At 62.1% G+C, this 14,014-nt stretch carries 11 protein-coding genes and 2 pseudogenes; 8 read left to right on the top strand and 5 right to left on the bottom strand.

What is annotated here, in order from left to right; translation table 11 throughout:
- Positions 1-205: 205 nt before the first annotated feature.
- From AAEQ75_RS02160 to AAEQ75_RS02130, 7 genes are all read left to right on the top strand, one after another.
- Positions 206-2,695, top strand: a complete 2,490-nt coding sequence (locus AAEQ75_RS02160; RefSeq protein ID WP_343350755.1) for a Lon protease family protein — start codon at positions 206-208, stop codon at positions 2,693-2,695.
- Positions 2,696-2,860: 165 nt separating this feature from the next.
- Positions 2,861-3,214, top strand: coding sequence for a hypothetical protein (locus AAEQ75_RS02155; RefSeq protein ID WP_179575767.1), 354 nt, complete (start codon positions 2,861-2,863; stop codon positions 3,212-3,214).
- A 140-nt stretch (positions 3,215-3,354) separates the two neighbouring features.
- A complete protein-coding gene (locus AAEQ75_RS02150; protein ID WP_084341507.1) occupies positions 3,355-3,846 on the top strand; it encodes a TIGR00645 family protein in 492 nt (163 codons plus the stop codon).
- Positions 3,847-3,987: 141 nt separating this feature from the next.
- Positions 3,988-4,290 (top strand): DUF6482 family protein, encoded by a 303-nt coding sequence (locus AAEQ75_RS02145; protein WP_074860642.1) that lies wholly within the window; start codon positions 3,988-3,990, stop codon positions 4,288-4,290.
- The gene (locus tag AAEQ75_RS02140) at positions 4,287-5,687 is read left to right on the top strand and encodes a 3'-5' exonuclease family protein (RefSeq protein ID WP_343350754.1); all 1,401 of its coding nucleotides are present in this window, start codon (positions 4,287-4,289) and stop codon (positions 5,685-5,687) included. Before AAEQ75_RS02145 ends, AAEQ75_RS02140 begins: the two co-directional genes overlap by 4 nt.
- On the top strand, positions 5,684-7,219 hold the full coding sequence (locus tag AAEQ75_RS02135; protein ID WP_343350753.1) for a cryptochrome/photolyase family protein: 1,536 nt from the start codon (positions 5,684-5,686) through the stop codon (positions 7,217-7,219). The genes AAEQ75_RS02140 and AAEQ75_RS02135 overlap by 4 nt, the downstream gene beginning before the upstream one ends.
- A complete protein-coding gene (locus AAEQ75_RS02130) occupies positions 7,216-7,344 on the top strand; it encodes a DUF2256 domain-containing protein (protein WP_021488275.1) in 129 nt (42 codons plus the stop codon). The genes AAEQ75_RS02135 and AAEQ75_RS02130 overlap by 4 nt, the downstream gene beginning before the upstream one ends.
- A gap of 41 nt (positions 7,345-7,385) precedes the next feature.
- On the opposite strand, the pseudogene AAEQ75_RS21875 reads toward AAEQ75_RS02130, so the two are convergent.
- From AAEQ75_RS21875 to AAEQ75_RS02115, 4 genes and pseudogenes are all read right to left on the bottom strand, one after another.
- Positions 7,386-7,982: pseudogene (locus AAEQ75_RS21875) on the bottom strand (methyl-accepting chemotaxis protein); the annotation flags it as partial.
- A 309-nt stretch (positions 7,983-8,291) separates the two neighbouring features.
- A pseudogene (locus AAEQ75_RS21870) lies at positions 8,292-9,011 on the bottom strand (MCP four helix bundle domain-containing protein); the annotation flags it as partial.
- A 69-nt stretch (positions 9,012-9,080) separates the two neighbouring features.
- Complete coding sequence (locus AAEQ75_RS02120; protein ID WP_125834022.1) at positions 9,081-10,151, bottom strand: HD domain-containing phosphohydrolase; 1,071 nt, start codon at positions 10,149-10,151, stop codon at positions 9,081-9,083.
- On the bottom strand, positions 10,141-12,630 hold the full coding sequence (locus AAEQ75_RS02115; protein WP_343350751.1) for an ATP-binding protein: 2,490 nt from the start codon (positions 12,628-12,630) through the stop codon (positions 10,141-10,143). The genes AAEQ75_RS02120 and AAEQ75_RS02115 overlap by 11 nt, the downstream gene beginning before the upstream one ends.
- A 215-nt stretch (positions 12,631-12,845) precedes the next feature.
- On the opposite strand from AAEQ75_RS02115, the gene AAEQ75_RS02110 reads away from it, so the two are divergent.
- Positions 12,846-13,475: an FKBP-type peptidyl-prolyl cis-trans isomerase gene (locus tag AAEQ75_RS02110; protein WP_092380275.1), complete on the top strand. Its 630-nt coding sequence runs from the start codon at positions 12,846-12,848 to the stop codon at positions 13,473-13,475.
- 137 nt (positions 13,476-13,612) lie between these two features.
- Here the strand turns inward: AAEQ75_RS02110 and AAEQ75_RS02105 are convergent, their stop codons facing one another.
- Positions 13,613-13,843 carry a PA4570 family protein gene (locus AAEQ75_RS02105; RefSeq protein ID WP_004423370.1) on the bottom strand — a complete coding sequence of 77 codons (231 nt, stop codon included), beginning with the start codon at positions 13,841-13,843 and terminating at the stop codon, positions 13,613-13,615.
- Between the last annotated feature and the right edge of the window lie 171 nt (positions 13,844-14,014).

The following is a 14,014-nucleotide window of genomic DNA, read 5'->3' as shown; positions in this document are numbered from 1 at the left end:
GCTTTGGCCACGCGGTCGACTGGTGTCAAGGCAGTCGACGTCGGCATTTTGCACAAGTGCTGGCCGGTGTCCGTTGTGGGGGGGCGCGGCGCATCACGGTTGAGCCACTCTTCATTTTTTGAATCAAGCCTTGATCCCTTTCGCGCCACAGGCCCAGAATCGCCCCATGTTTTGCGGAAACTTCCGCCCGCTATAAGGATTGCCAATGTCCAAGCGTAGCCTCGATGCTTTGCGCCTTGCCCCCGACTCACTGACCCGCCCCTTCGCCCCCGAGCAATTCAACTTCAGCAGTACCGATGACCTCGAACCTTTCCGCGGTGTACTGGGCCAGGCTCGCGCTGTCGAAGCCCTGCAGTTCGGCGTGGCCATGCCGCGTTCTGGCTACAACGTGTTCGTCATGGGCGAGCCCGGTACCGGACGCTTCTCCTTCGTCCAGCGTTACCTCAAGGCTGAAGCCAAGCGCATGGAGACGCCAGCCGACCGGGTTTACGTCAACCACTTCGACGAACCGCGTGAGCCGCGTGCGCTGGAGCTGCCAGCCGGCACCGCGAGCGATTTCATCGCCGACATCAACCTGCTGATCGACAACCTGCTGGCCACCTTCCCGGCGGTGTTCGAAACCCCGACTTACCAGCAGAAGAAAAGCACCATCGATCGCGGCTTCAACAAGCGCTACGACCAGGCGCTGGACGTGATCGAGCGGCTGTCGCTGGAGAAGGGCGTGGCTCTGTACCGCGACAGCACCAATATCGCCTTCACCCCGATGGCCGACGGCAAGGCGCTGGACGAAGCCGAGTTCGCGCAACTGCCCGAAGCCGAGCGTGAGCGCTTCCACGCCGATATCGCTACGCTGGAAGAGCGCCTCAACGAGGAGCTGGCCAGCCTGCCGCAGTGGAAGCGTGAGTCGAGCAACCTGCTGCGTCAGCTCAATGAAGAGACCATCACCGTTGCCCTGCAGCCGCTGCTGGCACCGTTGTCGGAGAAGTACGCGGAAAATGCCGATGTCTGCGCCTATCTCCAGGCCATGCAGGTCAACCTGCTGAAAACTGCCGTCGAGCAACTGGTGGATGTCGACAAGGCCGACCCGCAACTGCGCAAGCTGCTGGAGGAAATGTACTGCCCGAGCCTGGTGGTTGGTCACCATGCCAATGGCGGTGCGCCGGTGGTGTTCGAGTCCCACCCGACCTACGACAATCTGTTCGGCCGTATCGAATACAGCTCCGATCAGGGGGCGCTGTACACTAGCTACCGGCAACTGCGCCCCGGCGCGCTGCACCGCGCCAACGGCGGCTATCTGGTGGTCGAGGCAGAAAAAATGCTGGGTGAGCCCTTCGTCTGGGAAGCGCTGAAGCGTGCGCTGCATTCGCGCCAGTTGAAGATGGAGTCGCCGCTGGGTGATCTCGGCCGCATCGCCGCCGTCACGCTCAACCCGCAGGTCATCCCGCTGCAACTGAAGGTCGTCATCATCGGCTCGCGTCAGCTCTATTACGCGCTGCAGGATGCCGATCCCGACTTTCAGGAGATGTTTCGCGTCCTGGTCGACTTCGACGAGGACATCCCGCTCGCCGAGGAAAGCCTGGAGCAGTTCGCGCAACTGATGAAAACGCGTACCTCGGAAGAAGGTATGGCGCCGCTGACCGGTGCTGCTGTGGCGCGTCTGGCTACCTATAGCGCACGCCTGGCCGAGCATCAGGGACGTCTGTCGGCGCGTATTGGCGATTTGTTCCAGTTGGTCAGCGAGGCGGACTTCATTCGCCAGCTCGCTGGAGAAGGCCTCACCGATGTCGGTCACATAGAGCGCGCTCTCAAGGCCAAGGCCACCCGCACCGGGCGCGTGTCGGCGCGGATCATCGACGACATGCTGGCCGGCATCATTCTGATCGACACCACGGGCGCGGCGGTGGGCAAGTGCAACGGTCTGACTGTGCTGGAAGTCGGCGACTCGGCTTTTGGCGTGCCAGCGCGGATTTCCGCCACGGTCTATCCCGGCGGCAGTGGCATCGTCGATATCGAGCGTGAGGTCAGTCTCGGTCAGTCCATCCACTCCAAGGGCGTGATGATCCTCACCGGCTTCCTCGGCAGCCGCTACGCACAGGAGTTCCCGTTGGAGATTTCCGCCAGCATCGCCCTGGAACAGTCCTACGGTTACGTCGACGGCGACAGCGCGTCACTCGGTGAGGTCTGCACGTTGATCTCGGCGTTGTCGCGCACGCCGCTCAAGCAGTGCTTCGCCATCACCGGCTCGATCAACCAGTTCGGTGAGGTGCAGGCGGTCGGTGGTGTCAACGAGAAGATCGAAGGCTTCTTCCGTCTCTGTGAGGCACGGGGCCTGACCGGCGAGCAGGGGGTGATCATCCCGCACTCCAACGTCGCCAACCTGATGCTCGATGACCGTGTGCTGCAGGCGGTGCGTGCCGGCCAGTTCAACGTCTACGCCGTACGTCATGTCGACGAGGCCCTGAGCCTGCTGGTCGGCGAGGCGGCTGGTCACCCGGATGAAAAGGGCCGCTTCCCCAAAGGCAGCGTAAACGCTCGTGTGGTCGAACGTCTGCGCGATATCGCCGAGATCGGGCTGGAGGAAGAGATCAAGCCGGCTGACGCGGACAAGGCGAAGGCCGAAGCCGAGGCGGCTGCGGTGAAACCGGCCAAGGCGCCGCGGCGCAAGAAGGGAGAGGGTGAAGGCACTGTGGGCTGAGCAAATATTGCACGATTGTCACGGATCGCCCGGGGCAGGTGCATCTTGATTGTTGCTCACTACTCATGCACAGAGTTATCCACAGATTGCGTGGATAACTTTGGCCTTCACAGTGCGGCGGCTCGGGGTGTAGGCTGAAGCCTGGATTCTGCGAGGGTCGCCGCCATGTCGCGCAGCCTCTGCCTCACCCGTCAATGCCTGGGCCTGGTCACTCGCATCGAATGCGTGATCAGGCCACTGGCAGGAGACAACGGACGTTGGACACTGCTTTGCGCCGCCGGTATGTCGGGGGCGCAGCCTTCCGCGATCAAGGCGCAAGGTCCGTTCTATGGGCCTTCCGTCGCCGAGGATGCCCTGGCGGCGATTGCCGAGAGTCTGGCTCTGCAGGGCTACGTCGAATGTTCTGAAGCGCCGATCTGGCGTCTGCACTTGCAGGCCGAGTTACGCCGGGTCAATGGTGAGCGGCACAGCGCTGCCGGGCCCTTCCAGCACCATCCTGAAACCGACGGACAGAGCTGAAGCGCCCGAATCATGGCGCGTTCGGGTAATCCGGGCGTTGCCGCCGTGCTGGGGTTATCCACAGTGCTTGTGCACCTTCTTTTGGCGCAATCCGATGGGTATACTCGCCGCGATTTTTCCCCTCCTTCAGTGAGTCCTCCATGGAACGCTTCATCGAAAATGCCATGTACGCATCGCGCTGGTTGCTGGCGCCGATCTACTTCGGTCTTTCTCTCGCCGTGCTCGCCTTGTCGGTCAAGTTCTTCCAAGAGCTTTATCACATCCTGCCGCAGATCTTTTCCCTGGCCGAAGCCGACGTGATCCTCAAACTCCTGTCGCTGATCGACATGGCGCTGGTCGGTGGGCTCCTGGTGATGGTGATGCTGTCCGGCTACGAGAACTTCGTTTCACGCCTGGATATTCACGAAGGCACCGAGAAGCTCAGCTGGCTTGGCAAGATGGACTCCAGCTCGCTGAAGATGAAAGTGGCGGCGTCCATCGTGGCGATTTCCTCCATCCACCTGCTCAAGGTGTTCATGGATGCGAAAAACTACGATCTGGAGTACCTGAAATGGTACGTGATCATTCACCTGACCTTCGTTGGCTCGGCCTTCGCCATGGGCTATCTGGACAAGGTCACCAAGCACGACTGACTTGGACTGATCGGAAGCCGCTTAACAACCGCCCGTCCGAACGTGACGGGCGTTTTGCTTTCTGGGCTTGAGCTTTTTCTTTGTTATACAAGAATTGTTTTTGTATAAGTTCTTGTATAGTTAAGGCCGGAGGCAAGCCTGATGAACCTGAATGATCTGTCCACCCACGCCCAAGCCGGGCGCGTCGACGAACTCAATCTGATCTCCCTAGAAGGTGGCATTTATCTGCTCGAAGCGCGGATGGAAGGACGTGCCCACCCGATTCTTACCGACCAGGGCAGTACGCTTAACCTGCGTTCGGTAGAACATGCGCGTGACGTGCTGCAGGAAATGCCGGCGCTGCCGTTCTTCCTGGTGCACAGCTCGGTACATGATGAGATGTGCGGCATGCCATCGGCTGACAATAGCCTGCGCGTACCCATCGCCTTCCGTTCTGGCTGGTGACGGCGACGTTCGCTGCAGCCGCCACGCTGCAGGGCAGGGCCCTGGCAGTTGTGGAGGTGAAGACCACGGGCGTGCATCCAGCGCGCGATGCCATCTGGGAGCTGGCGATCATTCAGGTCGATGCTGAGGGGTGTGTCGCAGAGCGCTTGCACTGGTTGTTCGAGCCAGGCGTCGCGTTGCCCCCGCAGTTGCTCAGTCTAAGTGGATTACACCCTCTGGAATTAAGTGGCCAGCCACGCATCGACAGCGAAGCGCGGGCGATAGCCGATGCCATTCGCGGCCGCGTGCTGATGGGCCATAACCTGCGCTTCAGCCTGGCGTTCTTGCGCCGAGTGCTGCCTGACTGGAAGACGCTGCGTCCGCCGCAGTTGTGCACCCTGCGCTTGGCCAGAGCGACGTTGCCGCAGTTGGCGAGCGCCGGCTTCGATGCGCTTTGTGCACATTTTGGCATTACGCGTTTCTTCCGCGATCGCGCCGTGCCGGATGCCGAGGCCGTGTTGACGCTGGCTCAGCACCTGCTGCAGCAGGTCGCACCTACGACTCTCGGGCAGCAACTGCGCAGTGCGGCGCGGCCCCCGTTGCTGGCCGCAGAGCGTTTCGCCCAGTTGCCGGAGCGTCCGGGGGTTTATTACTTCCTGGGTGATGGCGGTGCGCAACTGTATGTGGGCAAGAGCCGTAATTTGCGCCGCCGGGTGATGTCGCATTTTCAGAACGATCACCGCGACCGTCGCAGCCTGCAGATGGTGCAGCAGATTCGCGACGTGCAGCTGGCAGTCACTGCCGGTGAACTGGGCGCGCTGCTGCTCGAGTCTGCCGAGATCAAGCGCCTGCAACCCTTGTACAACCGTCGTCTGCGCAAGCAGCGCGAGCTGCTGACCTGGGCGCTGGCGGGCGAGCCTGGTGAGCTGCACATCGAACTGCTGCAGCACCATGCACTGAGGCCCGGGCTCAGGCATGTTGGGCTGTTCCGCTCGCGTCATCAGGCGCGTCAGTGGCTACTGGAGCAGGCGCGCGAGCGGCGTCTGTGTCTGCGTGTGCTGGGGCTGGAGGAGGGCGAGGGAGCCTGCTTCGCCTATCAACTGGGGCGCTGTGCTGGTGCCTGCTGTGGTGAGGAATCGCGCTCGGCCCATGACAGGCGGCTGCTTGCCGGTGCCGAGCGCCTGCAGACCCAGGCCTGGCCCTGGAGCGGGCCGGTCGCGCTGGTCGAGCGCGACGAGCAGCACGGCCTCACTCAGTGGCACGTGCTCGATCAATGGCGTCATCTCGGTACGGTCGACCAGCTCGACCATGCCCAGCCGCTGCTGGCCGCGCGTCGTGGCGGTTTCAATCTCGATACCTATCACATCCTGCTCGGCCATCTGCGCCGCCACCCGAATATGGAGATCGTGCCGCTGTGAGTGCGCGCCGTCTGATTCTGATCCTGGGTGACCAGCTTACCCATGGCCTCGGTGCATTGAAGGACATCGACCGCGAGCACGACCACGTGCTGCTGGCCGAAGTGATGGAGGAGGCCAGTCATGTGCCGCATCACCCGAAGAAGATCGCCCTGATCTTCAGCGCCATGCGCCATTTCGCCGAAGCCTTGCGTGAGCAGGGCCAGCAGGTGCATTACGTGGCCCTGGACGATCCGGACAACACGGGCTCGTTGCCGGGCGAGCTGCTGCGCTGGACGCAACGGCTCGACCCTGCCGAGGTGCATCTGACCGAGTGCGGCGACTGGCGCCTGGAGCAGGCGCTGCGTCATTGTGGCGTGCCGATCCACTGGCATCAGGACAGCCGCTTTCTCTGCAGTCGCGATGCGTTCGCTGCCTGGGCCAAGGGGCGCAAGCAGTTGCGTATGGAGTTCTTCTACCGCGAGATGCGCCGCGATAGCGGACTGCTGCTCAACCCGGACGGCACGCCAGAGGGCGGTGCCTGGAACTTCGATGCGGACAACCGCAAGGCATTGCCCAAAGGCGTGCGTCCACCCGCGCCGCTGAGTATCGAGCCGGATGCCATCACCCGTGATGTGCTGGCGCTGGTCGAGCGGCGTTTCACCAGTCATTACGGCAGCCTGGAGGGTTTTGATTATCCGGTCACCGCCGAGCAGGCCGAACGCCTCTGGCAGTATTTTCTGGCCCAGGGCCTGGCAGACTTCGGTGACTACCAGGACGCCATGGCCGATGGTGAGCCATTTATCTTCCACTCGCGCATTAGCGCTGCGCTGAACATCGGCCTGCTCGATCTGCGGCGGATCTGCGCCGAGGTCGAGGCCGCCTATCGTGCCGGCGACGTGCCGCTGAACGCCGCCGAAGGTTTCATCCGCCAGTTGATCGGCTGGCGCGAATACGTGCGCGGCATCTACTGGCTGCGCATGCCGGAGTACGCCGAGGGCAATCGCTTTGGCAATTCACGACCGCTGCCCGAGTTCTACTGGACCGGCAAGACGCGGATGAACTGCATGCGTCAGGCCATCGGCCAGACCCTGGAGCATGCCTACGCGCACCATATCCAGCGGTTGATGGTCACCGGCAACTTCGCCTTGCTCGCCGGCATCGCGCCCAAAGCCATCTGCGACTGGTACCTGGCCGTTTACATGGACGCCTTCGACTGGGTGGAGCTGCCCAACACCCTGGGCATGGTGATGCATGCCGACGGTGGCTACCTCGGCTCCAAGCCTTATTGCGCCAGTGGTCAGTACATCAAACGCATGTCCAACCATTGCCAGGGCTGCAGCTACAAGGTGAGCGAGAGCACCGGCGAATCGGCCTGCCCGTTCAACGCGCTGTACTGGCATTTTCTGATGCGCCACCGCGAGCCTCTGGAACGCAACCCGCGCATTGGCATGGTCTACCGCAACCTGGCGCGCATGACCGAGGCCAAGCAGCAGGCGCTGTGGGACTGGGGCGAGCGCCTGCTGGCCAAGCTCGATGCCGGGGAGATGCTGTGAAGAAAAGCGAGTTGCCGGTGAAGACCTGCGCGGTCTGCGGCCTGCCGTTCAGCTGGCGCAAGAAGTGGGCGCGCTGCTGGGACGAGGTGCGCTACTGCTCCGAGCGCTGTCGGCGTTCGCGTTGAGCGGGTGCCCGGAGTAACCTCCGGGCACCCGCTGCGAAGGCTCAGACCTGAAAGCGCGCGACCATGCCCTGCATGTTGGCGGCCAGGCTCGACAGCGCGCGGCTGGCGGTGCTGGTCTGTTCCGAACCAGCCGAGTTCTGCAGCGACAGGTCGCGAATGTTGATCAGGTTGCGATCCACTTCACGGGCGACGTGGGCCTGCTGTTCGGTGGCGCTGGCGATCACCAGGTTGCGGTCGCCGATCTCGGCAATCGACTGAATGATCTGATCCAGCGCGACTCCCGCGCCCTCGGCGATGTCCAGCGTCTGCTTGGCTAGCCCATTGCTCGATTCCATGGCGCGCACCGCCTGTTCGGTGTCACCTTGCACGGTACTGATCATGGTCTCGATCTCGCGGGTGGATTGCCCGGTCTTGTGCGCCAGGGCGCGCACTTCATCGGCAACCACGGCAAAACCGCGACCCGCTTCGCCTGCACGTGCAGCCTCGATGGCGGCGTTGAGGGCAAGCAGGTTGGTCTGTTCGGCGATACTGCGAATCACGTCGAGTACCTGGCTGATGCCACGGATCTTGCCGGCCAGTTGGCCGAAGTTGCTTGAGGTCGAATCGACATCGGCGGCCAGTTGGTTGATCGACGACAGCGTCTGAGTGATGCGCTCGCTGCCCTGGCGGGCAATGCGCCCGGATTCGCTGGAGCTTTCGGAGGCACTGGCGGCGTTACGCGCCACCTCATCCACGGCGCTGCTCATTTCGGTGACGGCGGTGGCGGCCTGGTCGATCTCCAGGCTTTGCTGGTGCAGGTTGCGCGCGGTGCCATCGGTGACGGCACTCAGTTGTTCAGCGGCCGATGCCAGTTGATTGGAGGCGTCGGCGATCTGTTCGATGGTGCCGCGCAGATTGCCCTGCATGCTCTTGAGCGCCTGCAACAGCTTGGCCGGCTCGTCATTGCCCTGGGTGTCGATATTCAGGGTCAGATTGCCGCTGGCCACCGAGTCCGCCACCTGTACCGCGTCGGCCAATGGCTTGGCGATGCTGCGAGTCAGCAGCGCGGCGAGTATCACCGTGGCAATGGCCGACAAGGCCATGACCAGCAACGTGCCCCGGGTGGCCTGGGTGTAGACCTGATCGGAGGCCTTGGCCGCAGCCGAGGCACCATCGTGGTTGTGCATGATCAGCTCATTGAGCGCCTTGATCATCACGTCGGCTTGCGGGTTCAGGCTGTTGTAGAGCAAGGCCAGTGCGGCCGGCCGGTCATTGTTGGCCAGGTGCTGGACAAGCTGGGTACGGGTCGCAAGGTAGGTGTTCTCGTAGCGCTTGAAGTCATCGTAATGCGCCTGTTCTTCCGCGGAGCTGATCAGCCCCTCGTAACGTTGCTGAACGCGCTCCAGGTCACTGAGCAGGCTCTGCGCGAGCGTGGTGCTCTCCTGCAATTGCAGGGGCGTCTCACTGAGCAGCATGCGCAAGGTGGCGGCGCGCAGGCGCAGGACGTCCTGAGACAGGTCGCCCAGGGTATTGATGCTGGGGACCCAGTTGTCGTCTACCTCATTAGAGCGGTCATGCATGCTGCTCATCTGCAGCAGCGAGAAGCCGCCGAGGGCGAAAACCAGCAATGTGATCAAGCCAAATCCTATTGCAGCACGAGGGGCTATGGAGATGGATCTGAAGTTCATGGCGGTAATACTCGAAAATTGAAGAGAGAACTAGAGAGCTTCGGCGTCAGGTGCAGTAATCAAGGTCGATCAGTCTCCTTGCGGGCAATCGCTGAGGTCGTGCTGGAGGGTCTCGATCTGCTCATAGAGGCTCTCCACCAGCGAGACCAACTCTGGGTCGAAATGCTTGCCGGACTGTTCACGAATAAACGCTTGGGCTTTTTCGATAGGCCAGGGCGCCTTGTATGGGCGTGGCATGCGCAAGGCGTCGTAGACGTCGCAGATGGCGACGATGCGTCCGGACAGAGGAATCTGTTCGCCACGCAGCCCACTCGGGTAGCCGCTGCCATCCCATTTCTCGTGGTGGGTCAGGGCGATTTCTGCCGCCAGCGTGGTCAGCTCAGAGGCGTGCTGGTCGGTCAGAATGGCGTGGCCGATGGCGGGGTGCTCCTGCATCTGCCGGCGTTCATCATCGGTCAGAGCGCCGGGTTTGAGCAGGATATGGTCGGCGATGCCGATCTTGCCGACATCGTGCATCGGCGCCGCCTGACGAATCAGCTCGACCCAGTCGGCGCTCATGCCATAGGCCTTGGCAATCAACGCGGCTGACTCACCGATACGCACGATATGGTTGCCAGTCTCACTGTCTCTGTAGGCCGATGCTCGGCACAGCGTGCGTACCAACGCCGAATAGCTCTGGCTCAATTGTGCAGTGCGCTCGCGCACGCGTTGTTCCAGGGTCGTGTTGGCTTCGTACAGGGCCAGGCTGGCCTGGCTCAGTTGCAGGTTGCTGCGCACTCGCAGGATCACCTCGGGCAGGTCGACGGGTTTGCTCAGATAATCGTTGGCGCCCAGTTCCAGGCCGGTGCGGCGGCTGGCCGCGTCGTTCAGCGCGGTAATGATGATGATCGGGTTGCTGCTGCGATCACGGTCGGCCAGCGCGCGGAGAATGTCGAAGCCGTTCGGCGCCGGCATGTCCAGATCGAGCAGCAGCAGGCTCCAGGGGTTGTGCTGCAACCAGTCCAGCGCGGCGGCCGAATCGGAGAAACTGATGGTGTCGCGCAGGCCAAAGGCCCGGAGGCTGGACTCCAGCAGGCGACTGTTGGCGATCACATCATCGACGATGACCACGCGTGATTGGCGAAAGTCCTTAGACAGCATCGTTAGCCTCCTTACCGGTCAGGTCGCAGACCAGTTGGTGTAGTTCATCAGGATCGATGGGCACGCCGAGCAAGGCGCTGGCACCCAGGCCGACCAGTTCCTGCAGCTGATCTTCACGGCTCAGCAGAATCACCGGCAGGTCCGCCAGCTCGGCGCTCTGGTGCAGGGCGCGGAGCAGGTCGCGGCCGTCCAGGCCATTCAGTTCGACGCTGAGCAGCAGCACGTCAGGGCACCTGTTGTGCAGCGCCGCCAGCAGTTGCTGGCCATCCTCGAACTGTTGCAGATCGATATCGGCCAGCGCCTGGCTGACGATTTCACGGTTCGTGCGGTCCAGGTCGCCGTGATAGACACATGCCTGGTGCGACGTCGATTCAACTGCTTCAGCTTGTACCGGGGTGACGTGGCGCGGCAGGTCGATCCAGAACTGGCTGCCCTTGTTCGGCTCGCTGTGCAGGCCCATCTCGCCATTCATCAGCGCTGCATATTCCTTGCACAACGATAGGCCAATTCCGGTGCCCTGGATGGCGCCGTTCTCCTGGCCCAGGCGCTGAAAGGGTTCGAACAGCAGCGGTTGCAACTCACTGGCGATACCCATGCCGGTGTCGCTGACCATCAGCCGTACACGGTCATCATGTTCGGTGCAGCTCAGGCTGATACTGCCGGACGGGGTGTACTTGATGGCGTTGGACAGCAGGTTGAGCAGCACCTGGCGCAAGCGCCGCTGGTCCGCCAGTACCGGCACGGCTGTTTCCGGCAGCGTCAGCTTGAGTTCCAGGCCATGGGCTTCGACTTCCGGTGCGACCAGGTCGGCGCACTCGTTCATCAGGGCGACGGCGTCGACCTTGGTCATGTCCAGGCGTGGCTGGTCGCTCTGCAGGCTCGACCAGTCGAGGATATCGCCCACCAACTGGTTGAGGTGGCGGCTGGCGAGCAGGATTTCTTCCAGGTAGTCGGTGTCCTGCTTGTCCGGTTGAGCCTGTTGCATGCGCATCAATTGCGCGAAGCCCTGGATGGCGTTGAGCGGGGTGCGCAGCTCATGGCTCATGCTGGAGATGAACTGGCTCTTGACACGACTGGCTTCCTGGGCTTCGTGGCTGGCGCGCTGAAGCTGGGTGGCGCTGCGCTCCAGGCGCTGCCCCATGGATTCGACATCATCGATGATCGCCTCGAGTTCGGCGATGGTGGTCGCCGGGCGCTTGGGCTTCCAGTTGCCCTGGCCGATTTCGCGAAGCATGGCAACGATGCCGCCGATGGGTTTGCGCAGGCGCTCGGTCAGTTCACGGGCACGGCCCCACATGAAGGCGAAGAACACCAGGTAGAACAACACCAGGCCGGCGATCAGCAGGTAGCCGATGTTGCGGTAGTGGCTGGCCAGTTCGTTGGTCTGGCTGAATACCTCGGACTCATCGACCACGGTGAGCAGATGCCAGTCGGTAGCCGGAATCGTGGCCCAGGCGATCAGGTACGGACGGCCATTCAGAGGCATGGACAACACGCCACTGTCACGCTGCGCGATGGCTTTGGCGAGATCGACGGTGTCGGTGCGTTTGCGGAGATTGAAATCCTCGGGCTTGAACAGCTCCGAACTGATCGCTTCGTCGTAGGAGTGAGTGGTCAGTTCATCCAGGCCGAAGTCGTCTTCTCCTGCCGGTGGCAGCGCCATGATGTTGTGGTCATGGCTGACCAGCATCGCGTAGCCCTGCCAGGGCACGTTGAGCTCGGCGATTTCGCCCAGTATCTGGCCGACGGTCACGTCGAGACCGACCACACCTTCGAGAAAATCGTCGCGATACACCGGGGCGATGGCCGACATCATCCAGCCCTGGCCAGCCGGGTCGAGGTAGACGTCGGTCCAGGCGACCTTGCGTTCGGGGTTGTGCTTGGCGTCTACCAGGTAATAGAAGTTGTAGTCCGGTATCACCATGTCGTGGGGATACTGCGAAGGTGTGTCGAACCAGGGAAAGATGTGGTTGTAGCTGTCCCAGCTGTTGAAATAGATGCTGGCTACCAGTGGGTTTTGCCGCACGGTTTCGCGCATCAGCGGATCGAGACGGGTCAGGCGCGCCACCTTGTACAGATCCTGTTTGTCCAGTGGCGTGGCATTGGAGTAGAAGGACGCCGCGCCACCTTCATCGCTCGGGCTGTAGCGCACGCCGCTGGCTGTCGTCGCCAGGGTTGCCGGGGCGATGGGCTGACGGTCGTTGAGGGTCTGCTGGGTAAGGGCTGCGTAGGTGCTGGTAAGGCGAGCGATATGACCGAGTTCGCTCTCGATCAGATGCGCCTCCTGGCTCGCTGCGGCCTGCAGGTCATTGAGGGCGGTCTCACGCAGGTGTGATATCTGCGCGTCACGGATGGACACATTGGTGAACAGGTAGACGCTGATCAGGACAGCCTCGACCAGGATCAGCGGAATCAATGCAGTTTGTACGAATGCGCGCCATATCCATGTCCGAAGACTGACTCGAGAGCCGTTTTGCATGACGCACGCTCCTGCGTGATGTAAGGGCGAACAGTGTGATGTCAATATGATATCCTGCTTTCCTTAAGGGGGGCTTAGCTAAAGGTAGTAGTAATTGCTGCAGGTCAAGGGAGCCGTGGCTGCCTTGAGCCGGCATATCAATGGCGGGGGTGGGGGGCGTGCGGTTCTATGCTAGGCTGGCCGACCTTTTTTTGATACCCCAAGCGGAGCCCTTCATGTCCGAATTCAACTTCAGTCCCGACCTGTCCTCCGATGAAGGCCGCGTCAGTTACGGCATCGGTCGTCAACTCGGTGGTCAGCTGCGTGACAACCCGCCGCCCGGGGTCGATCTGAACGCCATTCTCGCCGGTCTGACCGACGCCTTCACCGGCCAGGCCAGCCGCGTTTCCGAGGCCGAGCTGGGCGCCAGCTTCAAGGTCATCCGCGAAATCATGCAGGCCGAAGCGGCCGCCAAGGCTGAAGCCGCTGCCGGCGAAGGTCGCGCCTACCTGGCCGAGAACGCCAAGCGTGAGGGCGTGACCGTACTGGCTTCCGGCCTGCAGTACGAAGTGCTGGTAGCCGGCGAGGGCGCCAAGCCGTCTGCCGAAGACCAGGTACGTACTCACTACCATGGCACCCTGATCGACGGCACCGTGTTCGACAGCTCCTACGAGCGCGGCCAGCCGGCTGAATTCCCCGTCGGTGGTGTGATTCCGGGTTGGGTCGAGGCGCTGCAACTGATGGGCACCGGCAGCAAATGGCGCCTGCACGTACCGAGCGAGCTGGCCTACGGCGCTCAGGGCGTCGGCAGCATTCCGCCGCACAGCGTGCTGGTGTTTGATGTCGAGCTGCTCGACATCCTGTAAGTGAAATCGGCAGGCGCGTGTCGGGTGGGCAAGGCTCTTTTGTCCACCATCGCGACCACGGTGGACGGGTGAAGCGTCGTCCACCCTAGGCTACGTACGAACGGCCCGTCTGCATTGCACAAGGGCCGTTTTGTCTTTCAGGATGGGCGCAATGCCCGGGCGTAGCAGTACAGAAACAGGCTGCGCACCAGTTCCTTGAGGACGATGGGTTCGCTGGAGCTGAGCTCGTGTAAATCCAGGTCGCCCTGATCACGCAGTTCGTCCAGGGCTTCTTCTTCGAGCATGGCGCAGACTTCACCGGTTTCACGGTTGAGGATGCGCAGATAGGGATGCGGGCGGTCCAGCCAGGCATCGATCAGGTAGGTCATGGCAGGTCTCCTTGGCCGTCATTACGTAACTGAGAATAATTCCCATTACATAAATAGCAAGGGTTAATTGCTGCCTTTTGTCGTTTGCCTGTTTTCAGCAGGTGGAGCGGACAGGGCGAAGCCTTGCCTGCCTTCCGCGCAGGCGAGTTGGAGGGGCGCAGCATGCTGTTG

This window comes from Pseudomonas sediminis (genome assembly GCF_039555755.1).
Lineage (GTDB): Bacteria > Pseudomonadota > Gammaproteobacteria > Pseudomonadales > Pseudomonadaceae > Aquipseudomonas > Aquipseudomonas mendocina_D.
The sequence above is the reverse complement of the archived record's forward strand: the minus strand, read 5'-3'. Positions and strand labels throughout refer to the sequence as shown.